25 protein-coding genes and 1 tRNA gene are annotated in these 26029 nt (G+C 71.5%); 9 read left to right on the plus strand and 17 right to left on the minus strand.

All coding sequences use genetic code 11. The features are described 5' to 3' along the window. Window positions 1–53 precede the first annotated feature (53 nt). Genes AB0H82_RS31195 through AB0H82_RS31205 form a run of 3 tightly spaced genes read right to left on the minus strand, consistent with a single transcriptional unit; the run spans window position 54 to window position 3447 of the window. Entirely contained in the window at window positions 54–932 is an 879-nt protein-coding gene (locus AB0H82_RS31195) for an SDR family oxidoreductase (RefSeq protein ID WP_362998668.1), read from the minus strand. Then, on the minus strand, window positions 929–1876 hold the full coding sequence (locus AB0H82_RS31200; RefSeq protein WP_362998670.1) for an alpha/beta hydrolase: 948 nt from the start codon (window positions 1874–1876) through the stop codon (window positions 929–931). Before AB0H82_RS31200 ends, AB0H82_RS31195 begins: the two co-directional genes overlap by 4 nt. Further along, window positions 1873–3447 (minus strand): NAD(P)/FAD-dependent oxidoreductase, encoded by a 1575-nt coding sequence (locus tag AB0H82_RS31205; protein WP_362998672.1) that lies wholly within the window; start codon window positions 3445–3447, stop codon window positions 1873–1875. Before AB0H82_RS31205 ends, AB0H82_RS31200 begins: the two co-directional genes overlap by 4 nt. 178 nt (window positions 3448–3625) lie before the next feature. Between AB0H82_RS31205 and AB0H82_RS31210 the strand changes: the two genes are divergently transcribed. Next, on the plus strand, window positions 3626–4252 hold the full coding sequence (locus AB0H82_RS31210) for a MerR family transcriptional regulator (RefSeq protein WP_362998758.1): 627 nt from the start codon (window positions 3626–3628) through the stop codon (window positions 4250–4252). A gap of 12 nt (window positions 4253–4264) precedes the next feature. On the opposite strand, the gene AB0H82_RS31215 is transcribed toward AB0H82_RS31210, so the two are convergent. Both AB0H82_RS31215 and AB0H82_RS31220 read right to left on the minus strand, forming a co-directional pair. Beyond that, window positions 4265–5323, minus strand: a complete 1059-nt coding sequence (locus AB0H82_RS31215; protein WP_362998674.1) for a DUF6528 family protein — start codon at window positions 5321–5323, stop codon at window positions 4265–4267. Window positions 5324–5467: 144 nt separating this feature from the next. Beyond that, complete coding sequence (locus AB0H82_RS31220; protein ID WP_362998676.1) at window positions 5468–6259, minus strand: exodeoxyribonuclease III; 792 nt, start codon at window positions 6257–6259, stop codon at window positions 5468–5470. 69 nt (window positions 6260–6328) lie between these two features. On the opposite strand from AB0H82_RS31220, the gene AB0H82_RS31225 reads away from it, so the two are divergent. Continuing rightward, window positions 6329–6880, plus strand: coding sequence for a GNAT family N-acetyltransferase (locus tag AB0H82_RS31225; RefSeq protein WP_362998678.1), 552 nt, complete (start codon window positions 6329–6331; stop codon window positions 6878–6880). A 16-nt stretch (window positions 6881–6896) separates the two neighbouring features. Here the strand turns inward: AB0H82_RS31225 and AB0H82_RS31230 are convergent, their stop codons facing one another. The 9 genes from AB0H82_RS31230 to galU all read right to left on the minus strand — a co-directional run bounded on the left by AB0H82_RS31230 (window position 6897) and on the right by galU (window position 14407). After that, window positions 6897–8126, minus strand: coding sequence for an ATP-binding protein (locus AB0H82_RS31230; RefSeq protein WP_362998680.1), 1230 nt, complete (start codon window positions 8124–8126; stop codon window positions 6897–6899). A gap of 4 nt (window positions 8127–8130) precedes the next feature. Continuing rightward, complete coding sequence (locus tag AB0H82_RS31235) at window positions 8131–8589, minus strand: hypothetical protein (protein ID WP_362998682.1); 459 nt, start codon at window positions 8587–8589, stop codon at window positions 8131–8133. Between the two features lie 120 nt (window positions 8590–8709). Then, a tRNA-Ala gene (locus AB0H82_RS31240) sits at window positions 8710–8783 on the minus strand. Between the two features lie 86 nt (window positions 8784–8869). Then, on the minus strand, window positions 8870–10087 hold the full coding sequence (gene glpR, locus AB0H82_RS31245; protein ID WP_362998684.1) for a gephyrin-like molybdotransferase receptor GlpR: 1218 nt from the start codon (window positions 10085–10087) through the stop codon (window positions 8870–8872). A 217-nt stretch (window positions 10088–10304) separates the two neighbouring features. After that, the gene (locus AB0H82_RS31250) at window positions 10305–10928 is read right to left on the minus strand and encodes a GNAT family protein (protein ID WP_362998760.1); all 624 of its coding nucleotides are present in this window, start codon (window positions 10926–10928) and stop codon (window positions 10305–10307) included. Next, window positions 10925–11401: a MogA/MoaB family molybdenum cofactor biosynthesis protein gene (locus tag AB0H82_RS31255; RefSeq protein ID WP_362998762.1), complete on the minus strand. Its 477-nt coding sequence runs from the start codon at window positions 11399–11401 to the stop codon at window positions 10925–10927. Before AB0H82_RS31255 ends, AB0H82_RS31250 begins: the two co-directional genes overlap by 4 nt. A 137-nt stretch (window positions 11402–11538) precedes the next feature. Next, a complete protein-coding gene (gene moaC, locus AB0H82_RS31260; RefSeq protein ID WP_362998686.1) occupies window positions 11539–12063 on the minus strand; it encodes a cyclic pyranopterin monophosphate synthase MoaC in 525 nt (174 codons plus the stop codon). 84 nt (window positions 12064–12147) lie between these two features. Beyond that, complete coding sequence (gene glp / locus AB0H82_RS31265) at window positions 12148–13491, minus strand: gephyrin-like molybdotransferase Glp (protein ID WP_362998688.1); 1344 nt, start codon at window positions 13489–13491, stop codon at window positions 12148–12150. 4 nt (window positions 13492–13495) lie between these two features. Then, window positions 13496–14407, minus strand: a complete 912-nt coding sequence (gene galU / locus AB0H82_RS31270; protein WP_362998690.1) for a UTP--glucose-1-phosphate uridylyltransferase GalU — start codon at window positions 14405–14407, stop codon at window positions 13496–13498. A 94-nt stretch (window positions 14408–14501) separates the two neighbouring features. Here galU and AB0H82_RS31275 point away from each other — a divergent pair, with 94 nt between their 5' ends. Beyond that, a complete protein-coding gene (locus tag AB0H82_RS31275) occupies window positions 14502–15143 on the plus strand; it encodes a 5-formyltetrahydrofolate cyclo-ligase (protein ID WP_362998692.1) in 642 nt (213 codons plus the stop codon). A gap of 94 nt (window positions 15144–15237) precedes the next feature. On the opposite strand, the gene AB0H82_RS31280 is transcribed toward AB0H82_RS31275, so the two are convergent. Further along, complete coding sequence (locus AB0H82_RS31280) at window positions 15238–18102, minus strand: penicillin acylase family protein (protein WP_362998694.1); 2865 nt, start codon at window positions 18100–18102, stop codon at window positions 15238–15240. Window positions 18103–18308: 206 nt separating this feature from the next. Between AB0H82_RS31280 and AB0H82_RS31285 the strand changes: the two genes are divergently transcribed. The 6 genes from AB0H82_RS31285 (at window position 18309) to mscL (ending at window position 24011) form a co-directional block, all read left to right on the plus strand. Next, window positions 18309–19865, plus strand: coding sequence for a potassium/proton antiporter (locus AB0H82_RS31285; protein WP_362998696.1), 1557 nt, complete (start codon window positions 18309–18311; stop codon window positions 19863–19865). Between the two features lie 224 nt (window positions 19866–20089). Then, window positions 20090–21361 carry an MFS transporter gene (locus AB0H82_RS31290; RefSeq protein WP_362998698.1) on the plus strand — a complete coding sequence of 424 codons (1272 nt, stop codon included), beginning with the start codon at window positions 20090–20092 and terminating at the stop codon, window positions 21359–21361. A gap of 67 nt (window positions 21362–21428) precedes the next feature. Continuing rightward, a complete protein-coding gene (locus tag AB0H82_RS31295) occupies window positions 21429–21770 on the plus strand; it encodes an FmdB family zinc ribbon protein (protein ID WP_362998700.1) in 342 nt (113 codons plus the stop codon). An 86-nt stretch (window positions 21771–21856) separates the two neighbouring features. Next, entirely contained in the window at window positions 21857–22717 is an 861-nt protein-coding gene (locus AB0H82_RS31300) for an S-methyl-5'-thioadenosine phosphorylase (RefSeq protein ID WP_362998702.1), read from the plus strand. A gap of 151 nt (window positions 22718–22868) precedes the next feature. Further along, window positions 22869–23396, plus strand: a complete 528-nt coding sequence (locus AB0H82_RS31305) for an RcpC/CpaB family pilus assembly protein (RefSeq protein WP_362998704.1) — start codon at window positions 22869–22871, stop codon at window positions 23394–23396. A gap of 138 nt (window positions 23397–23534) precedes the next feature. Continuing rightward, complete coding sequence (gene mscL / locus AB0H82_RS31310; RefSeq protein WP_362998706.1) at window positions 23535–24011, plus strand: large conductance mechanosensitive channel protein MscL; 477 nt, start codon at window positions 23535–23537, stop codon at window positions 24009–24011. Between the two features lie 37 nt (window positions 24012–24048). Here mscL and AB0H82_RS31315 read toward each other — a convergent pair whose 3' ends face one another. Together AB0H82_RS31315 and AB0H82_RS31320 are read right to left on the minus strand one after the other, a co-directional pair. Beyond that, the gene (locus AB0H82_RS31315; protein ID WP_362998708.1) at window positions 24049–24261 is read right to left on the minus strand and encodes a hypothetical protein; all 213 of its coding nucleotides are present in this window, start codon (window positions 24259–24261) and stop codon (window positions 24049–24051) included. A gap of 106 nt (window positions 24262–24367) precedes the next feature. Further along, the gene (locus AB0H82_RS31320) at window positions 24368–25840 is read right to left on the minus strand and encodes a NarK family nitrate/nitrite MFS transporter (RefSeq protein WP_362998710.1); all 1473 of its coding nucleotides are present in this window, start codon (window positions 25838–25840) and stop codon (window positions 24368–24370) included. Between the last annotated feature and the right edge of the window lie 189 nt (window positions 25841–26029).

Consider the following 26029-nt stretch of genomic DNA (forward strand, 5'->3'; position numbering starts at 1 on the left):
CTCGTGCGAAGAGGCCCCCGGTACGCCGGGGGCCTCTTGCGGTGGCGGGGACGTCAACTCCCGGCGCGCGCCGCCTCGTCCGCCGAGCCGCCCGCCCCGACCAGCCCGGTCGACACGCTGCCGAGCCGCGGCTCGAACCGCCGCATCTCGCGCTGGCCGACCGTCCCGATGACCGCGGGCAGATAGCCGCGGACGCCCTGCATGCCCCGCAGCCACCACTGCGCGTACACATGACTGGAGCGCCGCTCGATGCCCGCCACGATCCGGTCCACGGCGGGACCCAGCGGATACGTCTTGTTGGACGGCCACGGCAGCCGCTGCCGCAACTCCCGCATCACGTCGTCCTGGTCGGCGCCCCGCACCATGTCCGTGTCGGTCCAGGACAGATAGCCGACGCCCACCTTGACGCCCTTGTAGCCGACCTCGGCCCGCAGCGCGTGCGCGTACGCCTCGACGCCCGACTTGGACGCGCAGTACGCCGTCATCATCGGCGCCGGCGTGATCGCGGCGAGCGAGGCGATCTGCAGCAGATAGCCGCGGCTCTCCATGAGGACGGGCAGGAAGGCCCGGCCCGTCACCGCGCTGCCGATGAGGTTGACCTCTATGACGCGCCGCCACGAGTCCGGGTCGGACTCCAGAAAGGGCCCGCCGCCGGCCACGCCCGCGTTGGCGACGACGATGTCGACCTTGCCGAAGTGCTCCTTGACCTCCTGCGCGACCCGCGCCATCGCCGCGTGGTCGGTGACGTCCGCGTGCCAGTGCGCGGACTCGGTGTGCAGCCGCTCCGACACCTGCTTCAGCTCGTCCGGCTCCAGGCCGACGAGCGCGACCCGCGCGCCGCGCGCCGACAGCTTGCGCGCGAGCAGCTCACCGACTCCGCGCGCCGCTCCTGTGACGACCGCGACCTGACCCTCCAGGCTGACCCTGCTCATGCGTCCCCCTTGACCGGCTCGCCCTGCTCGACCTGTACGTACGTTTCGACGAGCCCCGCGATCCGCGCGGTGACCGCCTCGGGTGCCTCGATGGGCGTCATGTGTCCGACCCCGGTCAGCTCCGTGAGTCCCAGGCACTGCGGCAGCGCGGCCGCGATCCGCCGCGCGTGCACGACGGGCGTGAGCCGGTCGACCGCACCGGCGATGACGGCCGTGGGCGCCTTCAACTCACCCAGCTCCACGTCCAGGTGCAGCTCGCCCAGGACGTGCGACCAGCCGTAGCGGACGTCACGGGGACACGCGTGCACGATCCGCGCGCAGGCCTCCACCTTGTCCGGTGACGCGCCGGGGCCCATCGTCGCGTACTTGAGCACGCGCTTGCCCAGCGGCGTGACGGGCCCGAGCGGCGCGCGCGAACCGAGCACCGACCGCGTGACGCGGGTCCGCACCCGTCCTGCCCGCAGCAGCGGCACCACCAGCGACTCGGCGACCAGGGCCGAACTCCCCGTACTGCACAGCAGGACCGCGGCCGCGTGCTCGCGGACCTTGTCCCGGCCGCCCGCCGCCATGATGGTCATGCCGCCCATGGAGTGGCCCACGAGCACGGCCTTCTCGCCCGGCGCGAGCGTCGCCGCCAGGACCGCTTCGAGGTCGTCGGCGAGCGCCCGCGTGCTGTATCCGTCGGCGGCCCCGGGCGCGTCGCTGCGCCCGTGCCCCCGCTGGTCGTACGCGATGACGCGGTGACCGGCGCGGAGTTCGCGGATCTGCGCGGCCCAGAAGGCGGTCGAGCAGGTCCAGCCGTGGGCGAGCACCACGGCGGGCGCTCCCTCGGGGCCGTGCACCTCGACGTGGACGCGGGCCCCGTCGGCGGAGACGGCGGTCAGTTCACGCGCGGGGGCGGGCGGCGCGTAGGGCCCGCTCGCCCCATGGGTCAGTCGGCTCATGTCCCGGCCTCGATCCTCTCGGTGCGGGAGTCGGACCCCGTACGGGAGTCGGGCACGGCATTCAGCGCCCTCGGCTCCCGCAGCACCTCGTACTCGGAGAGGTCGACCCGGCGCGTCGCCGCCCGGAACTCGGTGGTGGTGCCGGGCCAGACCGTCGTGTTGACGCCGTTCTCGTCGAGGTACCAGCTGTTGCAGCCGCCGGTGTTCCACACGGTGCGCTTCATCCGCTGCTGCACCCGCTCGTTCCAGGCGGTCACGGCGGCGGGCCGCGCGGCGAGGGCGGCGCGGAAGCCGAGGACGTCCAGCTGCCGCAGATAGTCGGCCATGTAGTTCAGCTGGGACTCGATCATCAGGATCATGGAGGAGTTCCCGAGCCCGGTGTTCGGGCCGATGATCGTCATCCAGTTGGGGAAGCCGGCCGCGGTCGCGCCGCGCAGCGCGTTCATGCCGCCCTTCCAGCTCTCCATGAGGGTCTGGCCCTCGTCGCCCACCACGCGCTCGGCGATCGGCATGTCCGTGACGTGGAAGCCGGTGCCGAAGATGATCGCGTCGACCTCGGCCTCCGTGCCGTCCGCGGCGACGACCGTGTTGCCGCGGATCTCGCTCAGGCCACTGGCGACGACGTCGACATTGGGCTTGGCGAGCGCCGGGTAGTACGTGTTGGAGAGCAGGATGCGCTTGCAGCCGATGCGGTACGTCGGGGTCAGCTTGGCCCGCAGCGCCGGGTCCTTGATGGCCCGGTACATGTTGCGCTTGGCGAGCCGCTCCACCATGCCGAGCTCGTTGGGCCGCTTGGTGAACGCCTGGACCTGCAGTTCCCTGATGCCCCACAGGATGCCGCGCCGCGCCTGGGTGGTGAACGGCAGCTGCTTGTGCAGCCAGCGCTCGGCGCCGGTGATGGCGCGGTCCGCGCGCGGCATCACCCACGGGGGCGTGCGCTGGAACAGCGTGAGTTTGCCGACCTTCTTCTGGATCTCCGGCACGATCTGGATGGCGGAGGCGCCGGTGCCGATCATCGCGACGCGCTTGCCGCGCAGGTCGTAGTCGTGGTCCCAGCGGGCGGAGTGGAAGACCTTGCCGGGGAAGGTGTCGATGCCCGGGATGTCGGGGGTCTTGGGGTCGGAGAGCGGCCCGGTGGCGGAGACGACGACATCGGCGGTGTAGGTGCCGTTGCTGGTCTCGATCACCCAGCGCAGCCGGTCCGCGTCCCAGCTCATCAGCTTCACCTCGGTGTCGAGGCGGATGTGCGGGCGGAGCCGGAACGTGTCGGCGACGTGCTCCAGGTACTCCTGGATGTGCTCCTGCCCGGAGAAGGTGCGCGGCCAGTCCGGGTTGGGCGCGAAGGAGAACGAGTACAGGTGCGAGGGCACGTCGCAGGCGCAGCCGGGGTAGCTGTTGTCGCGCCAGGTGCCGCCCACCGCGCCGGCCCGCTCCAGGACGACGAAGTCGGTGATGCCCTCCCGGCGCAGCCGCACGGCCGCGCCGAGTCCACCGAACCCGGATCCGATCACCGCCACCCGTACGTGCTCGTGCTCGCGCCCCTGCTCAGGGCTCCGCTCGCGCTCGGCCATGCCGCCGCCTCCCGAAGTACACGACTCTGCCAGTAACCACTGGCGCAATTCGGAGAGTAGAACACCCGCGTACTGATGGGTAGGGGTCGGGGGCCGGAAAGTTACCGGCGGTACAACATAGGCTTCCCCCGTGGCAGACGAACGTGAGAGCGGATCCGGGGACGTACGCGAATACCGCATGGCGGAGCTGGCCGAGGCGGCCGGCATCACCGTGCGCACCGTCCGCTTCTACCGCGAGCGCGGCCTCATCCCGCCACCGCGCCGCGAGGGCCGCATCGCCTGGTACGACGAGCACCACCTGGCCAGGCTCCGCACCATCGCCGCCCTCCTGGAGCGCGGCCACACCCTCAACGGCATCGCCGAGCTCGCCGACGCCTTCGAGAAGGGCCGCGACGTCGGCGAACTCATGGGCCTCGGCGGGCCGACCGAGGAACAGCCGGTCCGCCTCACCCCCGAGGAGCTGGCCGACCACTTCGCGGGCGAGGTCACCCCGGAGAACCTCGTCGCCGCCCTGGACCTCGGCTACCTCGGCACCGACGGCGACGAACTGGTCCACATCAGCCGCCGCCTGCTCGACGCCTCGTCCACCCTGGTGCGCAAGGGAGTTCCGCTCGCCGCGGTCCTGGAGGCGGGACAGCGCGTACGCGAACACGCGGACGCGCTCGCGGAGTTGTTCATCACGGTCATGCGCACCCACACGCCCGACACCGCCGAAGTCGACATCGAGCAGCTGCGCCCGCTCGCCAAGAGCGTGGTGGAGGCGGAGCTGTCGATGGCCCTGGACCGGCGTCTCAACAAGACGTGATCCTTCCGGGCTTCAGCGGGGCAGCCACCAACGCGCCTTGTAAATGCCGCCGTTGACGAGCTTGTAGCCGCTCTCGGGCCGGTGCACGCTCACCGTCGTGGTCCACCAGGTCTCGTCGAGCCCGCTCTCCGGCACGGTGGTCACGACCTGCCCGGTGCGCGGATCGTCGCCGACGGCCTTGACGGACTTCCGGGAGATGTCCTCCGCCCCGGCGAAGTCCTGCCGGAAGGCCCCGCTGCTCACCTCGTACTGAAATACGGCCGCGTTGGTCGTCACCCACAGCCGCCCGGGGCGCCCGGCGACCGGGAACAGGTCGTGCCCGCCCGGCGTCCGGCCCGGCGTCCCCACCGGCAGGCCCACCCCGTACGTCCGCGTCAGCGTGGGCCGCCCGGCCGTGCCGCCCACCGCGTACGACACCAACTCGTCGTCGCCGACGGCCCACAGCACCTCGCGCGCCCCGTCCCAGTGCAGCCCGTGCGCGCCCTTGAGCCGCGCCTCCGCGTACCGCGTGGCCCGCGGCCCCAGCGACGCCGCGTACAGCCGCACCAGCGCGCCCGTGCTGCACGCGACGGCCACATTGCCGTCGGGCAGGATCTCGGCGCTGTGCGGGTTGAACAGATCGTCCCCGGGCCCGAGCGCCGCACCCCAGTACCGCCTGCCCGAGGGGTGCTCGACGACGGCCACGAAGCCGAACGACGCAGTCGTCAGGACGTACGTGCGCCGCCGGTGCACCCGCACCTTCGCCTCGCACGGATACACCCAGCTCTCGTCCGGCCGCAGGTCCTTGTAGCGCGGGTCGCCGAGCGGCGAGAACTGCCAGCGCACGACGGACGGATCGGCGGCCGGGTCCCAGACGCGGCGCCGCGGGTCAAGCACGAGGAGGCGCCTGCTCGCCTGCTCGGTCAGCAGGACGGGCGGCGTACCGGCGGGCACCCCGCCACCGCCGCCCGCCGCGTACGCCCCGGTGGCGGGCAGCGCCGCCGCGATCCCGGCACCCGCCGCGCCCAGCACGACGGCACGTCTCGAAGGCATGGCCGAGTTGGGCATGGCCGACATGGGCGTGGCAGACATGAAGTCCCCCCGACGGCTCGGCAGTTGGTCATGTACGCGACCGCAATCTGCCATGCCGGGCGGACCCCGGACAGTCTTCTGCCGGACTTTGTGCCCGTGTCCCGCCGCCGGCCACCCCGATGGCCCTCCCCGGGGCTTCCGGCCCTACAGGTCGTAGACCACCGTCACGGGCGCGTGGTCGCTCCACCGCTCGGCGTGGGTCGCGGCCCGCTCCACGTACGCCTTCACCGCGCGCTCGGCGAGCCCGGCCGTCGCGACGTGGTAGTCGATGCGCCAGCCCGTGTCGTTGTCGAAGGCGCGCCCGCGGTAGGACCACCACGAGTAGGGGCCCTCGACGCCCGGGTGCTGGGCCCGCACGACGTCCTCGTACTCCGCGAAGACCTCGTCCATCCAGGCGCGCTCCTCGGGCAGGAACCCGGAGTTCTTCTTGTTGCCCTTCCAGTTCTTGAGGTCGGCCTCCCGGTGGGCGATGTTCCAGTCGCCGCAGACGACGACGTGCCGCCCCTCGGCGGCGGCCCGCACCTTGAGCTCCTTCAGGTAGTCGAGGAACTCCTTCATGAACCGGACCTTCTCGTCCTGCCGCTCGGTGCCGACCTCACCGGAGGGCAGATACAGGCTGGCCACCGTGACACCCGGCAGATCGGCCTCCACATAGCGGCCGCTGCCGTCGAACTCCGCCGACCCGAACCCGACCCGCACCCGGTCCGGCTCGCGGCGCGTGTACAGCGAGACACCGGCGCGCCCCTTGGCGGCCGCGGGCGCGTGCACGACGTGCCAGCCCTCGGGGGCCCGCACCTCGTCCGGCAGCTGATGCGCCTCGGCGCGCACCTCCTGGAGGCAGAGCACGTCGGCCGAGGTCCCGGCGAGCCACTCCACGAAGCCCTTCTTGGCGGCGGCGCGCAGGCCGTTCACATTCACGCTGGTCACAGTGAGCATCCCGGCACGATACCGGCACACTGGACGACACCACTCCCATCCGTTACGCATAGAAGTACGATGGAGCGCATGTCTATCCAAGCCCGTGACGCCGCCGCCCCCATACCCGCCCAGCCCCGCGCCACCAGCGCCTCGGCCTCCGTCGAGCTGCGCACCGTGACCTTCGCGCACCCCGACGCGGTCCGCCTCAACGACCGCGTCCAGCTCGAATACGCCGAGCGCTACGGCGACGACGGCGACCTCACCCCCCTCGACCCCACCATGTTCGAGCCACCACGCGGCCTCTACCTCATCGCGTACGACGCCAACGGCACCGCGCTGGCCACCGGCGGCTGGCGCGCCATGGACGAGAACGAGGAGAACTACCAGGACGGCGACGCCGAGCTGAAGCGCATGTACGTCACCCCCGAAGCCCGCGGCCTGGGCCTCGCCCGCCGCATCCTCGCGGCCCTGGAGGACGACGCGAAGGCGGCGGGCCGCACCCGCATGGTCCTGGAGACGGGCACCAAGCAGCCGGAGGCGATCACCCTCTACACCTCCAGCGGCTACACGCCCGCCCCGGAGAAGTTCGGCTACTACCGCTTCGACGACCTGAGCCGCTGCTACGCGAAGCTTCTTTAGCCCGCCCGGCGGCGGCCTACTCCCGCACGGCCGACCGGAGATCGAACTCGGCCAGCGCGCCGCCCCCGGCCGGATTGCCGAACCGCAGCCCCGCCCCCAGGACCCGCGCCTGCCCCTGCGCGATCGTCAGCCCGAGACCGAGCCCCACCCCCTTCTCCCCGCCCCCGCTCCGGAACCGCTGCGGCCCGCCGGACAGCAGGGACTCCGGAAAGCCGCTCCCGGAGTCCCGCACCCGCACCAGCCCGCCGTCGACCTCCACCACCACCGGCGCCGCCCCGTGCCGCAGCGCGTTGCTGACGAGGTTGGCGACCACCCGCTCCACCCGCCGCGGATCCGTCACCACCTCCGCGTCCCGCACGACGTCCACCGTCACGCCCGCCTCCCCCGCGGCCCCCGCGGCGGCCGACCTCCGCACCAGCGCCCCCAGTTCACACACCTCGGCGGCGACCTGCTCCCCCGCCCCGTCGAGCCGCGCCACCTCGATGACGTCGTCGACGAGCTCCCGCAGCCGCCCCGCGGACTCCCGCACCAGTTCGGACGGGCGCCCCGGCGGCAGCAGCCCGGCCGCCGTCACCATGCCGGCCACCGGCGTACGCAGCTCGTGCGCGATGTTCGCCGTCACCTCGCGCTCCGCCTGCAACCGCGCGGCGAGCGCGTCGGCCATGGTGTTCACGGCGGCCGCGAGCTGGGTGATCTCGTCCTTGCCGCGCAGCGGCAGCCGCGCCGTCAGATCCCCGTCCGCGATGCGCCGCGCCGCCCCGGCCTTCGCCCTGAGCCGCCGCCCGAGCCGCGTGGCCACGAGCAGCCCCGCCACACACGCGAGCGCCGTCCCGATCCCGCCGGAGATCCACAGCACCCGGTCCAGATCCCGTACGCTCTCCGCCTCCCTGTCGTACGGGCGCTTCAGCGCGACGACCTCCTCGCCGTACTTGCTCGCCGCCCACAGCTGCGGCACGCGCCCGCTCCGGTCCAGATAGACGCCCCACCGCCCGTTCGCCACGGCCCCGGCGAGCGGCCCCGGCAGATCGACGGGGTCGATGAGGGTGCGGTCCCCGTCGATCCCGGCGGCGTGATCCTGCACGGCGGTCCGCAGCCTGTCCCCGATCTGACTGCGCGCGCCCGCGTACTGCGCGTCGACGGTGCGGTGGTGCACGAGAAGCCCCATCACGGCGGCCACCACGGCCGCGGTGGCCGCGATGGCGAGACCGATCTTGGCGCGCAGCCCCATCCCGATCCCCATCCTCATGCCCTCAGAGCTCCGGGGACGACAGCCGGATGCCCTCGAACTGCACGTTCACCGCCGCGGCGGGCAGCTCCTCCGGCTTCTCCGGCTCGACGGCCGCCCGCCGGTAGTACGCCACGCCCTCCGGCCGCTCCAGACCGCTGAGCGTCAGCGTCGCGTCGTACGGCCTGTCCCGGCACCCCGGCCGGCACCACGGGCCGCCGAGCTTGCCGGTGGCCCGCGCGGTCGGCCCGCCCCAGTCCCGCCAGCTCAGCTCCGCGACCACGACGGACTCGGTGAGCTCAAGCACGGCCGGCTGCTGCAGCGGCCGCCCCGACACGTCGGCCACATAGACGGGCCCCGGCATCCTCGTGGGCCGCAGCGCGGGCCCCTCCACCCGCAGCCCCCGGGGCTCGGCACACCCGCCCACGAGCGCGGCGGCCAGAAAAGTGCCGCAGATCACGGCAACCCGCAAAGGCGACAGCATGCATCAAATGTATCCACAGCCGGGCGACCCACACGGCGCCCACGCGCGGGGCGCGGCCTCTCGGAGCGCAACGCAAAGATCCCGCCCAGTTCGATGAACTGGACGGGATCTCATGTGCAGTGGACCTGTGGGGATTTGAACCCCAGACCCCCTCGATGCGAACGAGGTGCGCTACCAGACTGCGCCACAGGCCCTTGCAACGAGTGAAACTCTAGCATCCCGATCGGGGTGCTTGGAAATCCGTTCCTGGCTGGTCAGCCGGTGCGGACCCCGCCGCGTTTCACTCGTTGGCCGCGCGCGGCCGGTCGCCGTCCTCGTACTGGTCGAAGAGCGGGGTGCGGCCGCGCTCGCGAGCGCGCCGCGCGGACGCCGCCCGGCGCTTGTCGCTGCGGCCGCCGCCCGCGTCGGCACCTTCGGCTCCGTCGATGTCCCCGGGGCCCGCGGCCGGTCGCTCCCGCTCCGCCGCGCGCTCGGCGGCCGGCTCCGCCGTGCTCGACCGCACGGAGCTCCAGACGTCGGGCGCGCCCAGGTCGACGCTGCCGGTGGCGCGCGGGGCGACCGGTGCGGTCACGTAGGTCGGCAGCGGTACGGGGACCGGGTCCCAGCTGTCGCCGCGGCCGGGGCCGCGCTGCCGCTCGCGCTGCTGGTCGACCCACTCCGCGTGGTCGGTCTGCTCGACGAGGGCGCGGCGGTCCGCGGCGAGCGCGGAGAGCCCGGTCTCCGTCTCGGGCGCCGGTCCCTCCTCCGCCGTCCCGTCGGCCACGTGCTCCGTGCCCGCGGGCCTGCGCCGTGGCTGCCGCTCGCGCAGCCGCTGCGCCGCGGCCTCGGCCCGGCGCCGGTCCATCGTGTAGGTGAAGCGGCGCCGCTCCTGGCCGCGCAGATAGACGATGTACGCGCTGAGCAGCACGGCGGGCCCGGCGGGCGCCCACAGGAAGGCGAGCCCGCCGACCGCGGCGACGACCGTGCCGGCCGTGAAGGCGAGGAAGAGGAGCACCGTCGTGCGGCGGCGCCGGGCGAGCACCTTGACGCGCCGGGCGCGCGCGGCGGCCTCCGCCGACGCGGCGCGCTGGGCGGGCGTGGGCGTGGGCCTGGCGGCCGGGTCCTTGTCCGGGGCCTGGGCGCGGGGTGCGGGGGCGCGTTCGGGCTCGCGCTCCCGCTCGCGTTCGGGTTCGCGCTCCGCCCGGTCGGGCCGGTCGGCCCGGTCGGATCGGGATGCCGCCGTGTCGGACGGGGGCGCGACGAAGGACCGGACGTCCACCGAGCCGGTGATCGCGTCCGGGTCGTCGAGCGGCTCCCCTTCCTCGGGCGAGCGCGCTTGCAGGTCCCTGGCGTACCGACGCTCCATCCCCGCCCGTCCGGACAGCAGCCGGATGGCGGTGCTGAAGCGTTCCGTCGGACGGGCTTCGTTCAGCTCGTCCTGCCTACGGAGCCACATCGGCACCAAGTAGGCGGCCCAGGCCCCGACGATGACTGCGTAGATGAGGCCGCTGCTGCTCACGCTCACACGGTAGAGGGGTTTGCGTGAGGCCATCTGCCAATTGCGCCGGTGTGTCGCACGATCTGGCTGATATCTCGAACTTTTTTTGTGACTGATGCGATCAACGAGGCGTCAGCAGGGGGAAATTAATGGCATGAGACAAGTCTCATACGCGTCTCGGACGGACCATCGGCGATCAATTTCGAACACATATTTCATTTACGGAGGTGGCGGCCCGCTAGGCCGTGTTCCGAGGTCGCGCCTGGTGCCAGCGGCGCAACAACCCTTCCGGTACCTCTTCGGTCGTGAGCGCGAAGACGAGGTGATCCCGCCACGCGCCGTCGATGTGCAGATACCGCGGGCGGAGTCCCTCCTCGCGGAATCCGAGTTTCTCCACGACCCGTCGACTCGGCGTGTTCTCGGGGCGAATACAGACCTCGATACGGTGCAGCCCCACCGAGCGGAAGCAGTGGTCGACGGCGAGCGCCACGGCGGTCGGCATGACGCCGCGGCCCGCGACGGACTCGTCGACCCAGTAGCCGACGTGCCCCGAGCACATCGATCCCCAGGTGATCCCCGCGACCGTCAACTGTCCGACGAGGCGGCCCCGGTACTCGATGACGAACGGCAGCATCCGGCCCGCGTTGGCCTCCGCGCGCAGGTGGCGCACCATCTGACGGTACGTCGGGCGGTGCACGATCGGGCCGCTGGGCGTGGGCGGCGGGATCGTGGCCTCCCAGGGGCGCAGCCAGTCGCGGTTGCGCCGGTTGACGTCGCGCCAGGCCCGCTGGTCACGCATCTTTATGGGACGGAGGACGATGTCACCGTCCGTCAGCTCAACGGGCCAGGAGGAGCCGTTCAGCTCACACCCCCGGGCGGGCCGGGATGGTCGCCGCCCCGCAGCTGGTCGACGGCGTGCCTCAGCAGCGGCTCCAGGACGGCAAGTCCGTCGCGTACGCCTCCGGTGGAGCCCGGCAGGTTCACGATCAGCGTCCGGCCCGCGACCCCGGCGAGCCCGCGCGACAGCACGGCGGTGGGGACCTTGTCCCTGCCGTACGCGCGGATCGCCTCGCCGATGCCCGGCACCTCGTGGTCGATGACGCGGCGGGTGGCCTCGGGGGTGCGGTCGGTGGGCGAGATGCCGGTGCCGCCGGTGGTGAGGATGACGTCGTAACCGGCCTCGGCGCCCGCACGCAGGGCCTCTTCGACGGGGTCGCCGTCGGGGACGACCTGGGGCCCGTCGGCGGCGAATCCGAGCGCGGTGAGCCCTTCGACGAGGATCGGTCCGCCCCGGTCGGCGTAGACACCCGCGGCGGCACGGTTCGACGCGGTCACGACGAGCGCGCTGTACGGCGCGAGAAGGGCGCCGCCCGCCGAGGCGTCCCGTGCTGCCTGCCGCGGCGTCCCACCCGGCTCCCGGCCCGCCTGCGGGGCCGCGTCGCGCTCCACGCGTGCGTGCCCGTCACCCGCGCTCACGCCCCGGCTCCTTCCCGGCTCCACGTCCCCGACTTGCCGCCGGTCTTCTCCTCCACCCGTACGTCCGTGATGACGGCGCCCTTGTCGACGGCCTTCACCATGTCGACCACCGTGAGGGCGGCGACGCTCACCGCGGTGAGGGCCTCCATCTCGACGCCCGTGCGGTCCGTCGTCTTCACCGTGGCGAGGATCTCGACGGCGTCGTCCGCCACGGAGAGGTCGAGCTTCACTCCGGAGACGGCCAGCGGATGGCAGAGCGGGATCAGGTCCGGCGTGCGTTTGGCGCCCATGATCCCGGCGATCCGCGCGGTGGCCAGGGCGTCGCCCTTCGGCACGCCCTCGCCGCGCAGCAGCTCGATCACGCGCGGCGAGACCAGGACGCGGCCGCTGGCGCGGGCGGTGCGCGCGGTCACGTCCTTGGCGGACACATCGACCATGCGGGCCGCGCCCGCCTCGTCGATGTGGGTCAGTCGCTGCTGGTCAGGGGCTCCGGGGGTGTCCCCCCGGGAAATCGCGGTCATGTGCTTGGCGCTCCCGGTCCGGGCTCCGCGCGGTGCGGCGCGCGGGCCTGTTGTGCGCGACACGGTACCGCGCGGGCGGCCTTCTCAGCCGAGCAGGACCACCTCGACGTCCGTGCCCGGCTCCACCGAGGTGGTGTCCTCGGGGACGACGATCAGCACGTCCGCGTGGGCGAGGGCGGCGATCAGATGCGAGCCGGACCCGCCGACGGGGGCGACTTCGCCGGCCGCCGCGTCGTACCGCCCCCGGAGGAACTGGCGGCGTCCCTCCGGCGAGTGCAGCGCCTTGTCCGACACCAGCTTCGCGCGCGTGGCGGGTCTGCGGACCTCCGGGAGGCCCATGAGGGTGCGGATCGCGGGGCGCACGAACAGCTCGAAGGAGACGTACGAGGAGACGGGGTTGCCCGGCAGCGCGAGGAGCGGGGTGTGGTCGGGGCCGATGGAGCCGAAGCCCTGCGGCTTGCCGGGCTGCATGGCGATCTTGCGGAACTCGACGCCGCTGCCCGCCCCGATGCCGTCCTCGGCGTCCGGGTCGCCGATGGAGGTCAGTGCCTCCTTCACGACGTCGTAGGCGCCCACGCTGACGCCGCCGGTGGTGACGACGAGGTCGGCGCGGATCAGCTGGTCCTCGATGGTGGAGCGCAGCGTCTCGGCGTCGTCGGCGACGGCGCCCACGCGGTAGGCGATGGCTCCGGCGTCGCGGGCGGCGGCGGTGAGGGCGAAGCTGTTGGAGTCGAAGATCTGGCCGGCGGCCAACTCCTCGCCGGGCTGGACCAGTTCGCTGCCGGTGGACATGACGACCACGCGCGGGCGGGGGCGGACCCGCACCGTGCCGCGGCCGATGGCGGCGAGCAGGGCGATCTGCGGGGGGCCGAGGACGGTGCCCGCGGACAGGGCCCGGTCGCCCGCCCGGACGTCGCTGCCCCGCTCGCGCACGTGCGCGCGTGCCTCGGCGGGGCGGTGCACGCGGACCTCTCCGGAGGCGCCCTCGGGGGCGGCGCTGTGGGCGCGCATCCCGGAGACGGGGCCCTCGCCCAGGCCGCCGTCGGTCCACTCCACGGGGACGACGGCCTCGGCGCCGGGCGGCAGCGGGGCGCCGGTCATGATGCGGGCGGCCTGGCCCGCGCGGACGGTGGGCTGCTCGCCCGCGCCCGCGGCCACGTCGCCGATGACGGTCAGGACGGCGGGGAACTCCTCGCTCGCGCCCGCGAGATCGGCGACGCGCACCGCGTAACCGTCCATGGAGCTGTTGTCGAAGGGCGGCAGCGAGACAGGCACCGTGACGTCCTCGACCAGGACGCAGCCCTGGGCGTCGAGGAGTTGGAGCTCGATCGGTTCGAGCGGGCGGACGGTCGCGAGGATGTCGTCCAGATGCTCTTCCACCGACCAGAACTCGCTCCGGCCGGTGGTCGGTGTCGTCGTGCTGCTCAAAGTGCTACATCTCCTCGGTGACGTAACTGCGAAGCCAGGCCTGGAAGTCCGGGCCCAGATCTTCACGTTCGCACGCGAGTCTGACAATGGCACGCAGATAGTCGCCGCGGTCACCGGTGTCATAGCGGCGGCCCTTGAAGACCACGCCGTGCACCGGGCCGCCGATCTTCTCGTCGGCCGCGAGCTGCTGGAGGGCGTCGGTGAGCTGGATCTCGCCGCCGCGGCCCGGCTCCGTCGTGCGCAGGATCCCGAAGATGTTGGGATCGAGCACATAGCGGCCGATGATCGCGTAGTTCGACGGGGCGTCCACGGCGTCGGGCTTCTCGACCAGGCCGGTGACCTTGACGACGTCGCCGTCCTCGGTGGCCTCGACCGCCGCGCAGCCGTAGAGGTGGATCTGCTCGGGGGACACCTCCATGAGGGCGATGACGCTGCCGCCGTGCCGCTCCTGGATCTCGACCATGCGGGCGAGGAGCGGGTCGCGCGGGTCGATGAGGTCGTCGCCGAGGAGTACGGCGAACGGCTCCTGGCCGACGTGCGGTGCGGCGCACAGGACGGCGTGACCGAGCCCCTTGGGGTCGCCCTGGCGCACATAGTGCATCGTCGCGAGGTCGCTGGACTCCTGGACCTTGGCGAGGCGTGCCTCGTCGCCCTTCTTCAGGAGGGCGGATTCCAGTTCGTAGTTCCGGTCGAAGTGGTCCTCCAGGGGGCGCTTGTTGCGGCCCGTGATCATGAGGACGTCGTCGAGACCCGCGGACGCGGCCTCCTCGACCACGTACTGGATCGCCGGCTTGTCGACGACCGGCAGCATCTCCTTGGGAGTCGCCTTGGTGGCCGGCAGGAAGCGAGTGCCGAGGCCCGCCGCGGGGATGACCGCCTTGGTGATCCTGGCGTGGGGGGGGTGAGACTCAGTCATGGCGCCCACCCTATCCGGTGCCTATGTGCGGAATCTGTGGGTCCAGATAATTTCTCGGCATATGCGCCGACCAGGAAGGATTTGTGAAATCCCTATGAGCCGAACCGGCGGAACCGAAGCGGGCGGCGACCGGCCGACCAGCGGCCAGCCAACCAAGCGAACCTTGCGGCGAGACTTCCTCGCGGTGAGAAGCGGGTTGACTGAGGATGACGTGCGGAAGGCGGCCGCGGTTCTCGCCGACCGCGCGCTGGAGCTGCCGGAGCTGGCCGGCGCGCGGACCGTCGCGGCGTACGTCTCCGTGGGGAGCGAACCGGGCACCCGCGCACTGCTCGACGCCCTGCACGCGCGCGGGACCCGCGTCCTGCTCCCGGCGCTGCTCCCGGACAACGACCTGGACTGGGGCGGGTACGACGGGGCCGGCTCGCTCGTCCGCGTGCAACACCTGGGGAAGATCGAGCTCTTGGAGCCCTCGGGGGCGCGGCTCGGACCCGATGCCGTCCTGGAGGCGGACGCCGTGCTGCTGCCGGGGCTCGCCGTGGACGCGCGCGGGATGCGGCTCGGGCGGGGCGGCGGATCGTACGACCGGGTCCTCGCCCGCCTGGAGCGCGCGGCCGCCGACCCCGCGCTCGTGGTGCTCCTGTACGACTCCGAAGTGGTCGACCGCCTCCCCGAAGAGGCGCATGACCGGCCGGTGCACGCGGTCGTGACGCCGTCGGGGGCGCGCCGCTTCCGCTGAGGCCCGGGGCCCGGGTACTGCGGCCTTCGGAACGACCGAAAGGGCCCTCCACGCGTGCGTGGAGGGCCCTTTCAGGGCGTGCCGTGCGGGGCTGTCAGGGGCGCAGCACCAGCTTGTCGCTCGTGCTGCCCTCGACCGCCTTGTCCGTGTAGGCCCACGGCAGGAGTTCGCCCTTGGCCCACTTGTCGGTCTGGTCGGTGTAGTGGGCGTTGTACGCGTGGCCCGAAGCGCCGGTGAGGTTGATCCACTTGGACTTGTCGAGGTCCTTGAGGTTCACCACCATCCGCATCGACGGCACCCAGAGCACTCCGTAGCCGCCCGCCGCGTTCCAGCCGGTCGCGTTGACCGCGGCCTCGCCGCCGCCGAGCTTCCACGGGCCGCGGTTGAGCACGTACTGCAGCCAGCCGGGGCCTTCGGTGCCGAGCGTCTGGTTCTTCAGCGTGAGCCGGTGCAGGCGGCCCCAGCTCCAGGTGTCGATGTCCTTGCCGAGCTTGGCCGTCAGGTCCCAGCGCGCGTCCTCCAGGGCCCGCGCGAACAGCTGGTCGCGGGTCTTGGTGGCCTTGTCGGTGCGGGTCCCCGGCGACTTCCACCAGGCGTTGGTCTCGTCGTCGATGATCCTGCGGATCACTTCGTAGTAGCGGTCGCCGCCGTCCGGCTGGGCCGTGTCCGCGTCGCGCTCACCGCACTCGCGCACCTTCTTGCCCTCGTCGGCGGGGCCGGTGTTGCCGGCCGGCTCGACGCTCAGGCACTGTCCCTTGACGCGCAGCTCCTTGGGGAGCTTGTTGCCGAAGGCCAGCTTGAGGATGTTGCGCCAGACCGAGTTGAAGTACGCAGCGGCCGCCGAGTCGGCGTCCTGGGTGTAGTCCCAGCCTTCGAGGAGCTTCTGCGCCTCGCGGACGTACTTGTCCTTGATGTCGATCTTCAGCAGCTTGGGCACGAGCAGCTTGGCGATCTCGCTGCTGTTGTCCATCTGCATGAGGCGCATGTCCTCGGTGGAGATCTTTCCGCCGTTCTTGATCTTCGACTGGATGAGGTCGTCGATCCGCTGGCTGCGCGCTCCGTAGCCCCAGTCCGAGGTGAGCTTGTACGGGTACTTGTCGCTGACCACGGCCTGGTTGGCGGTGACGATGTAGCCGCGCTTGGGGTTGTACTCGTAGGGCAGCGCGTCCTGCGGGATGTAACCGTTCCAGCGGTAGTCGCGGTCCCAGCCGGGCGCCGGGAGCGAGCCGTCGCCCTTGCCGCGGGTGGGGATCTTGCCGGGCGCCTGGTAGCCGATGTTGCCCTCGGTGTCGGCGTAGATCAGGTTCTGGGACGGCACTTCAAAGGAAGCGGCCGCCTTGCGGAACTCCGTGAAGTTCTTCGCCTTGTTGAGGTCGAAGACGGCGTCCATGGACTTGCCGGGGGTCAGCGCGGTCCAGCGCAGCGCCACTCCGTAGCCGTCGCCCCGGTCGGGGGCCGCGGTGTCGACGTGGGCCTTCTTGCCGACCTTGACCAGTTCGTCGTTGCGGTCGGAGATCAGCGGGCCGTTGTTGGTCTCGCGGACGGTGATCTTCTTCTCCTTGCCGCCGGCGACCTTGATGGTCTCCTCGCGGGAGGTGAAGGGCAGCACCTTGCCGTCGTACTGGTAGCCGTCCCCGGTGAACTTCTCCAGGTACAGGTCCGTGACGTCGGCGCCGAGGTTCGTCATGCCCCAGGCGATGTCCTTGTTGTGGCCGATGACCACGCCCGGCATGCCGGAGAAGGTGTAGCCGGAGACGTCGTACCCGCACTTCTCGGAGACCGACCGGCAGTGCAGGCCCATCTGGTACCAGACGGAGGGCAGCTGCGGTGCCAGGTGCGGGTCGTTGGCGAGGAGCGGCTTGCCGGTGATGGTGTGGTCGCCGGATACGACCCAGGAGTTCGAGCCGATGCCGTTGCCGTTCGGGCCGAGGATGGCCGGGACCTCGTCCAGGGCTCCGGAGAGGCCGTTGAGCTGCGACTGCAGCCCGTCGGGGGCCTGGGTGCCGCCTGCGAGGCCGGTTCCTGCCGTACCGCCGGCCCCGCCCGTGCCCGTGCCCGTGCCGGTACCAGTGCCTGCGCCTGTACCGGTGCCGGTACCAGCGCCTGCGCCTGTGCCGGTCCCAGTGCCGGTACCCGTACCGGTGCCGCCGGTGCCGGTCTGCGTGTCGGTGGCCGTGGCGTCGGGGTCGTACTCCTCGGTGACGCTGTTGTAGGCGCCCTCGCGGACGATCGGCTTGTTCCGCTTGAACGGGTACTTCGGGTACAGGTCCTTGATCTGCGACGGGCCGAGGCGGCTCGTCATCAGGGAGCGGTCGATCTCTTCCTGCATGTTGCCGCGCAGGTCCCAGGCCATGGCCTTGAGCCAGGCCACGGAGTCGACCGGGGTCCACTCCTGCGGCTTGTAGTCGTTCTTGAAGCCGAGCGCCGCGTACTCGACGGAGATGTCCTTGCCGTCCTTGCCGGCGAGGTAGGCGTTGACTCCCTTGGCGTACGCCTGGAGGTACTTCTTCGTCTCCGGCGAGAGCTTGGAGTCGTACTCCTTCTTCGCCACCCGGTGCCAGCCGAGCGTGCGCAGGAATTCATCGGTCTTGACCTGGCTCTTGCCGAACATCTCGGAGAGCCGCCCGGAGGTCATATGACGACGGACGTCCATCTCGTAGAAGCGGTCCTGCGCCTGGACGAACCCCTGGGCCATGAAGAGGTCGGCGTCGGAGTCGGCGTAGATCTGCGGGATTCCGTTCCCGTCACGCTTCACCTCGACGTTGCCCGAGAGGCCGTCGAGCTTGATCGATCCCTTGGTCTGCGGGAAGGAGGCGCGCACGGTGCTGATGCTCCAGTACGCGCCGAAGCCGATGCCTCCGACGATGGCCAGGACCAGGACGATCACGACGAGTCGGGCTCGGCGCCCCTTCTTCTTGCCGGACTTATGACCGGAAGAGGCGGTGGTGTTGGAGGGCATCGCTGTCCTTGCTGTCCTTACGCGAGCGGCAGGGCGGGCTGTGCTGTCGACTGGGCGGCTCTGGGAGCGCAGGAGCAACCATAGGCGCAGGGCGTTCCGGCTCCGGACGCGGAGTCAGGAACCTGGGCCTCAAAAGATCGAATAGCCATTCGACGGCGTCAAGAAAGCGTTAACGATTAGGTAAGGTAACGAAGTACTCCTACGTAGTGCGCGGCGCCCCGGCGGTGCACTCGGCTTCGCGGCGGAAGGAACGGCCCCTGACTGTCCACCACCTCAACCAGCTCCTGCTCGTCTGCTCGCTCGTCCTGCTCGTCGCCGTCGCGGCGGTCCGCATCTCATCGCGCAGCGGGCTCCCCAGCCTGCTGCTCTACCTGGGCATCGGCGTCGCCATGGGCCAGGACGGCGTCGGCGACGTCCACTTCAACAATGCCGAACTGACGCAGGTCATCGGCTATGCCGCCCTGGTCGTGATCCTCGCCGAGGGCGGCCTCGGGACGAAGTGGAAAGAGATCAGACCGGCCCTGCCTGCGGCGGCCGTCCTCTCCACCGTCGGCGTCGCGGTGAGCGTCGGCATCACGGCCGCGGGAGCCCACTACCTCGTCGGCCTGGAGTGGCGGCAGGCGCTGATCATCGGCGCGGTGGTCTCGTCCACGGACGCGGCCGCGGTCTTCTCGGTGCTGCGGAAGGTGCCGCTCCCCTCCCGTGTGACGGGAATCCTGGAAGCGGAGTCGGGTTTCAACGACGCCCCTGTGGTGATCCTCGTCGTGGCGTTCTCCACGGCGGGGCCGGTGGACGACTGGTACGTACTGATCGGCGAGATCGCCCTGGAGCTGGCGATCGGAGCCGCGATCGGCATCGCGGTCGGCTGGCTCGGCGCCTACGGCCTGCGGCACGTGGCGCTGCCGGCCTCCGGCCTCTACCCCATCGCCGTCATGGCGATCGCCGTCACCGCGTACGCCGCGGGTGCCATGGCGCACGGCAGCGGCTTCCTGGCCGTCTACCTCGCCTCGATGGTGCTCGGCAACGCCAGGCTGCCGCACTGGCCCGCCACCCGCGGCTTCGCCGAGGGGCTCGGCTGGCTCGCCCAGATCGGCATGTTCGTCCTGCTGGGCCTCCTCGTCACACCGCACGACCTGCTGGACGACACCTGGCCCGCGATCCTCATCGGCCTCGTCCTGACCGTGGTGGCGCGCCCCCTGGAGGTCGTACTCAGCCTGCTGCCGTTCCGCACGCCGTGGCAGGAGAAGGCGCTGCTGTCCTGGGCGGGCCTGCGCGGCGCCGTGCCCATCATCCTGGCCACCATCCCGATGGTGAGCGGCGTCGAGGACAGCCAGCGGATCTTCAACATCGTCTTCGTCCTGGTCGTCGTCTACACCCTCGTCCAGGGCCCCACGCTGCCCTGGCTGGCCAGGAAGCTGCGGCTCGGCGACGGCTCGGAGGCCGCCGACCTCGGCATCGAGTCCGCGCCCCTGGAGCGCCTCCAGGGACACCTGCTGTCGGTGGACATCCCCCAGGGCTCACGCATGCACGGCGTCGAGGTGGGTGAACTGCGGCTGCCCCAGGGCTCGGCGGTGACGCTGGTCGTCCGCGACGGAGAATCGTTCGTGCCGCTGCCGACGACGGTGCTGCGGCGCGGCGACGAGCTCCTGGTGGTGGCGACGGACCCGGTGCGGGACGCGGCCGAGCGGCGGCTGCGCGCGGTCGGTCACGGCGGAAAGCTGGCCGGTTGGCTGGGAAACGACGGAGAAAAGCACCAATCATAGGTGGCGGGGGTCTCATCGGCTGCGAATACAGGGGCTGATGGGACGTTCCCCTGTACGATAAAGGCACCAGATCGAACCAACTCTGCCTGAAGCAGAGCTGGCGCGACCGTATGGCGGCCGCGGCACCCCCGCAGTGGGGCCCGGCATCTACCGCAGTTCCGCGCAAGAGGACAGCTCTCGGCGCCCCCGCACGGGCGCTACCAGGCGGCAGAAAGGCACGGGCCGTGGCATCCACGGTCACCGAATCCCGCCCGGGTTACGGACAGCTCCTGCGCACCCCTCGCGCCTGGACGTTCCTGCTCCCCGGCTTCGCGGCGCGACAGCCGTTCGCGATGCTGACCATCTCCATCGTCCTGCTGGTGCAGCACACCACCGGCTCGTACGGTGCCGCGGGCGCCGTCTCGGCCGTCACCGGCGTCTCCATGGCGCTCTTCGCCCCCTTCACCGGCAAGCTCGCCGACCGGTTCGGCCAGCGCGCCGTCCTGCTGCCCGGCGTGCTCGTCCACTCCGCGTCCGTCGTCACGCTGACGGTGCTCGCGCTCGCCGACGCCCCCTTGTGGGCGCTCTTCGTGGCCGCCGTGCCCGCGGGCGCGTCGACGCCGCAGATCGGCCCCATGGTGCGGGCCCGCTGGGGCGTCAAGCTCCAGGGCTCCCCCCTGGCCACCACCGCGGCCGCCTTCGAGTCGGTCACCGACGAGCTGACCTTCGTCCTCGGCCCGCTGCTCGCCACCGCCCTGTGCACCGGAATCTCGCCCTCCGCGGGACTCCTCACCGAGGCCGGGCTCACCCTGGTGGGCGGTCTGCTCTTCGCCGCACAGAAGGGCACCCAGCCGAAGCCGTCCGCACACGACGACGCCCACGCGCGCGTGGAGCACGTCTCGGCGCTCCGCATCCCCGGAGTGCGGGTCCTGATCGTCACGTTCCTCGGGATCGGCGCCGTCTTCGGCGGCATGCAGGTCTCGCTGGCCGCCTTCACCGAGTCGATCGGCGAGCCCGGCCTGAACGGCGTCCTGTACGGCACGTTCGCGGCGGGCAACATGCTCTCCGGTGTCGCCTGCGGCGCCATCGCCTGGAAGATCTCGCCGCAGCGCCGGCTCCTCGTCGGCTACGCGGCACTCACCCTGATGGCCTCCGGCCTGTGGGCCGCGCACTCCGTGCCGCTGCTCGCCGGTCTCGGCCTGCTGGTCGGCGTCTGCATCGCGCCCGCGCTGATCACCGGCTACACCCTGGTCGACAAGCTGGTCGCGCCGACCGGCCGCACGGAGGCCTTCACCTGGCTGACCGGCGCGGTCGCGCTCGGGCAGGCGGCGGCCGTCACGGTCGCCGGACAGCTGGAGGACCGCTTCTGGGACGGGGCCGGATTCCTGGTCCCGCTGGGCGGCACGGCACTGGCCCTCGTGGTCCTCGTGACGCTGCGTTCGCGGCTCGCTCCCAAGGCCCCGGGCCGCACCGTGGCACGTGGCGTCGGTCACCGCGTGCCGGTGTCAGTGGACTGATCCCGCGGAATACGTCACTATGGATCGTCGTTAGCACTCATCGAGTGAGAGTGCCAGGAGGAAGCAAGTGCCGACGTACCAGTACCAGTGCACCGAGTGCGGCGAGGGCCTTGAGGCGGTGCAGAAGTTCACCGATGACGCCCTGACCGTATGCCCCAACTGCGACGGACGCCTCAAGAAGGTGTTCTCGGCGGTCGGCATCGTCTTCAAGGGCTCCGGCTTCTACCGCAACGACAGCCGCGGCTCGTCGTCGAGCAGCACCCCGGCGAACGCGTCGTCGAAGTCGTCGGCCTCGTCCGACTCCTCGGCCTCGAAGGCTGCGTCTTCGTCGTCCTCGTCGTCCTCCTCGTCCTCGGACTCCAAGTCGTCCGGCTCCTCCTCGACGTCCACGTCGAGCTCGGCCGCGTAGGACTTCCCGCGGGTTCTTCCGTGTGACCCCGCCGTCCTGGGACGGCGGGGTCGTCGGCATGTGCCCACCCGGCTACTGTGCGGGCCATGGTGAACACGGCGAAGGCGAGTGCCGCGCGGGCCGAGATCGGCGTGATCGGCGGCTCCGGCTTCTACTCCTTTCTCGACGACGTGACCGAGACGCGGGTCGACACCCCCTACGGAGCCCCGAGCGACTCCCTCTTCCTCGGTGAGATCGCCGGGCGGCGGGTCGCCTTCCTGCCCCGGCACGGCCGCGGCCACCACCTGCCGCCGCACCGCATCAACTACCGCGCCAACCTATGGGCACTGCGCTCCGTCGGCGTACGCCAGGTGCTCGGACCGTGCGCGGTCGGCGGGCTGCGCCCCGAGTACGGGCCGGGCACCCTGCTGGTGCCCGATCAGTTCGTGGACCGCACCCTGACGCGCGCGCAGACGTACTTCGACGGCGTACCGCTGCCCGACGGCACCGTGCCGAACGTCGTGCACGTCTCGCTCGCCGACCCGTACTGCGCCGCGGGCCGTGGGGCCGCGCTGAAGGCCGCCCGCGGCCGCGACTGGGAGCCGGTGGACGGCGGGACGCTCGTGGTGGTCGAGGGGCCGCGCTTCTCGACCCGGGCGGAATCACGCTGGTACGCCGAGCAGGGCTGGTCGGTGGTGGGCATGACCGGCCACCCCGAGGCGGCGCTCGCCCGGGAACTGGAGCTCTGCTATACGTCGCTGACGCTGGTCACGGACCTGGACGCGGGCGCGGAGACCGGCGAGGGCGTCTCGCACGACGAGGTCCTTCGGGTGTTCGCGGCCAATGTCGACCGGCTGCGGGGCGTGCTGTTCGACGCGGTGGCGGTGCTGCCGCGGGGCGATCGGGGGCGGGAGTGCGGGTGCGCGGGGGCGTTGGGCGGGATGGATCCGGGGATCCGGTTGCCCTGACCCGAAACGCCGACGACCTGCCGGAATTCCCCCTTCGGGTGAGGGAGTTGTCCACAACCGGCGAGTAGTCCACGGGGCTCGGCGGGAATCGGCGCGGGCCTGCATCGTGGGAGCGGAAGCCCAGCTCCTCGCACCGCAGGCGGTGGTTGTCGTGACGCACGTACCCCCTCAGACCCGACCGGCAGACGGACGCCCGGTCCCCCACTTCCCGCCCGTGCGGGTGCGCGGCGGCCATCCGCGGCTGCGCCGGCTGCTGCGGCACAGACGTCGGGCGATGGCCGTGGGCCTCGCGATGACCGCCGCCGCCCTCGCGGCCACGGCCCCGGGCGACGCGGCCAGGCCGCAGGAGACCGCGTCCGCCGCAGAGCCGGCGGGAGCGGTGGAAGCGGCGGGGGCGACCGTGGCGGCGCCCGTGCGGATCGCGGACGCGGACGCGGCGCGGCTGTTGCGTCCCGGCGACCGGGTGGATGTGGTCGCCGCCGAGGGATCGCCCGGTGGCGGCGGGAAACCGCGTGTGGTGGCCGCGGGAGCGCGGGTGACCGAGGTGCCGGATCCGGGAAGTCCGGAGGAAGGCGCTGCCGAGGGCGGCGCGTTGGTGGTGTTCTCCGTTCCGAGGGACACCGCGGCCCGGCTGGCCGGGGCCGGGGCGAGCACGCGTCTCGCGGTGACCCTGCGATGAAGCGGAACGTTCACGATCGCACTGACAGCCTGTCAAGTAGCTCGTTCGTGCGGGACGATTGGACAGGCCCGCCATGGCCTCACGTAGGTTGCGAAGTTGTTTGTTCAGCAACCCGCACATGCAACGAAAGGCCTCGTGGTGAGCGAGAAGAAGGAACCGGGCGTCTGGGAGGGCTTCAAGGCTTTCCTGATGCGCGGCAATGTCGTCGACCTGGCGGTCGCGGTGGTCATCGGCGCCGCGTTCACGAACATCGTGAACTCGGTGGTCAAGGGTGTCATCAACCCGCTCGTCGGCGCCTTCGGGACGAAGGACCTCGATCACTACAGCTCGTGCCTGAAAGCGCCGTGCGAGATGAACGGCGCGGGCGAGGTCACCAAGGGAATCCCGATCATGTGGGGTTCGGTGCTCAGCGCGGTCCTCAGCTTTGTGATCACCGCGGCCGTCGTGTACTTCCTGATGGTGCTGCCCATGGCCAAGTACCTCGCGCGGGTCGCGGCCCGGCGGGCCGCGAAGGAGGGCACCAAGGAGGTCATGGAGATCACCGAGCTGGAGGTGCTCAAGGAGATCCGCGACGCCCTCGTGGCACAGCGCGGCTCGGGGCACCGCGAGGAGTAGCGCGGGCTCAGAGGTGGTGGGCTCAGAGGCGGCGGGCTCAGAGGTGGTGGGGCGGCTTCTCGTCGAGGAACCGCGCCAGGTCGGCGGCGCTGTCGCCGCCGGTCTCGGCCCGCTCGCCCCACCCTCGGTCCGTGTCGTCCGAAGACTGCTGCGACAGCGGATCGTCGAAGACCAGCTTGTTCTTCGCCTTGGGCGCCTTGGGCTTCGGCTTATCCGGATCTCGCGGTTCGGGGGCGGGGGCGGTACTCATGCTTCCAGAGTACGTCGGCCGGGCCAGGCCACTTGGTTCTGCCGGCCTTGCGGCCCTGAGCTGCGAAGATCCGTATCGCTTCGTCACCGCGGACTCCCTGCACGTGTCAGCTCGGCGCCTCCGCACCCTTGCGGGCGTAGAACCACCAGGCCACCGCGGTACAGCTGACGTAGAAGGCCACGAAGCCCCACATCGCGCCGGTGACCGAGAAGTTGGCGAACATCGCCGGGATGAAGAAGAAGCCGTACGCGGCGATGGCGGAGGTGAAGCCGGTGACGGCGCCCGCCTCCCTCTCCGACTGCTGCAGCGCCTTCGTGTACTCGGGCGTGCCTTCGGTCAGGCCCTTCAGGTGCTGACTGCGGAAGATCACCGGAATCTGGCGGAACGTCGAGCCGTTGCCGATGCCCGAGAAGAGGAACGCGAGCAGGAAGCAGCCGAAGAAGCCCCAGAAGTTGCCGTTGCCGCCGCCGGAGGGCAGGAAGCCGATGACGCCGACGATCGACAGCGCCATGCCGACGAACGAGATGATGGTGACCCTCGCGCCGCCCATCTTGTCGGCGATCCAGCCGCCGGCCCACCGGGCGAGCGCTCCCACGGCCGGTCCCATCCAGGCGTAGGTGGCGGCGGAGTAGGCGGCGTCGATCGGGGTGAACGTGGTGTTGATGAGCATCGGCAGGGCGGCGGCGAAGCCGATGAAGGAGCCGAACGTACCGACGTAGAGCCAGGTCATCAGCCAGGTGTGCTTCCGCCGGAAGATGATCTTCTGCTGGCTGAAGGGGGTGGAGGCGACCTTGAGGTCGTTCTGGCCGAACCACGCGACGACGGCCAGGACCACCAGGACCGGCACCCACAGGAACGCGGCGTTCTGCAGCCAGACCGGCGTGCCGTCGGCCTTGTGCTGGGCGGAGCCGACCGCGACGACCGAGCTGGTGATGACGATCGGGGTGAGCAGCTGGACGGCGGAGACACCGAGGTTGCCGAGGCCGCCGTTGATGCCGGTCGCGTTCCCCTTGTCCTTCTTGGGGAAGAAGAAGCCGATGTTGGCGAGGGACGAGGCGAAGTTGGCGCCGCCGATGCCGCAGAGCGCCGCGATGGCGATCATCACGCCGTACGAAGTGTCGGGATTCTGGACCGCGATGCCCAGCCAGATCAGCGGGACGACCAGGACGACCGTGGAGAGCGCGGTGAAGCGGCGCTGGCCGATCATCGGGCCGAGGAAGGTGTAGAGGATCCGGGCCGTGCCGCCCGTCAGGCCGGGGACCGCCGTCAGCCAGAACAGCTGAGAGGTGGAGAAGCCGAAGCCGACGTCCTTGAGGTTGGTCGCGGTGACCGACCACACCTGCCAGACGACGAAGGCGACGAGCAGGGCGGGGACCGCGATCCACAGGTTGCGGACGGCGACCTTCCTGCCTGTGGACTGCCAGAAGAGTTCGTTCTCCGGCTCCCAGTCGGTGATGGCCCTGCCGGGCCGGTACTGCACGGGGTCGTACGACCTGGCGGGGTCATGCGGTGCGGCGGCGGGGTCGTACGACGTGCCCGTGGGCTCGGTCCGCGTGGCGTGGGCGACAGGCGGTCTCATGTTGGTTCCCGGTTCGCTCAGGGTCCCGACCTTGCTACGGGGCCTGACATCTCCACGGTCCGTCGCGCGCCCCCGCGTGGGCAGAGGCGTAGGGCACCGGTCGGCCGGGCGAAAGGCCGGGGCCAAGGACAGGGAACGTGGCAGGGCTTCGGACCTCGCGCGCTGCGGCGCCCGGGTGGCGCCGCCGTG

Source organism: Streptomyces sp. NPDC050732 (assembly GCF_040654255.1).
In the GTDB taxonomy this organism is placed as follows: domain Bacteria; phylum Actinomycetota; class Actinomycetes; order Streptomycetales; family Streptomycetaceae; genus Streptomyces.

Coding starts and splice junctions, on each gene's coding strand:
- AB0H82_RS31235 (WP_362998682.1), bottom strand. CDS start 8,589: ATGCTGTCGCCTTTGCGGGTTGCCGTGATCTGCGGCACTTTTCTGGCC.
- AB0H82_RS31195 (WP_362998668.1), bottom strand. CDS start 932: ATGAGCAGGGTCAGCCTGGAGGGTCAGGTCGCGGTCGTCACAGGAGCG.
- AB0H82_RS31300 (WP_362998702.1), top strand. CDS start 21,857: ATGGTGAACACGGCGAAGGCGAGTGCCGCGCGGGCCGAGATCGGCGTG.
- AB0H82_RS31210 (WP_362998758.1), top strand. CDS start 3,626: ATGGCGGAGCTGGCCGAGGCGGCCGGCATCACCGTGCGCACCGTCCGC.
- AB0H82_RS31315 (WP_362998708.1), bottom strand. CDS start 24,261: ATGAGTACCGCCCCCGCCCCCGAACCGCGAGATCCGGATAAGCCGAAG.
- AB0H82_RS31220 (WP_362998676.1), bottom strand. CDS start 6,259: ATGCTCACTGTGACCAGCGTGAATGTGAACGGCCTGCGCGCCGCCGCC.
- AB0H82_RS31280 (WP_362998694.1), bottom strand. CDS start 18,102: ATGCCCTCCAACACCACCGCCTCTTCCGGTCATAAGTCCGGCAAGAAG.
- AB0H82_RS31225 (WP_362998678.1), top strand. CDS start 6,329: ATGTCTATCCAAGCCCGTGACGCCGCCGCCCCCATACCCGCCCAGCCC.
- AB0H82_RS31200 (WP_362998670.1), bottom strand. CDS start 1,876: ATGAGCCGACTGACCCATGGGGCGAGCGGGCCCTACGCGCCGCCCGCC.
- AB0H82_RS31230 (WP_362998680.1), bottom strand. CDS start 8,126: ATGAGGATGGGGATCGGGATGGGGCTGCGCGCCAAGATCGGTCTCGCC.
- galU (WP_362998690.1), bottom strand. CDS start 14,407: ATGACTGAGTCTCACCCCCCCCACGCCAGGATCACCAAGGCGGTCATC.
- AB0H82_RS31215 (WP_362998674.1), bottom strand. CDS start 5,323: ATGTCTGCCACGCCCATGTCGGCCATGCCCAACTCGGCCATGCCTTCG.
- AB0H82_RS31320 (WP_362998710.1), bottom strand. CDS start 25,840: ATGAGACCGCCTGTCGCCCACGCCACGCGGACCGAGCCCACGGGCACG.
- AB0H82_RS31275 (WP_362998692.1), top strand. CDS start 14,502: ATGAGCCGAACCGGCGGAACCGAAGCGGGCGGCGACCGGCCGACCAGC.
- AB0H82_RS31205 (WP_362998672.1), bottom strand. CDS start 3,447: ATGGCCGAGCGCGAGCGGAGCCCTGAGCAGGGGCGCGAGCACGAGCAC.
- moaC (WP_362998686.1), bottom strand. CDS start 12,063: ATGACCGCGATTTCCCGGGGGGACACCCCCGGAGCCCCTGACCAGCAG.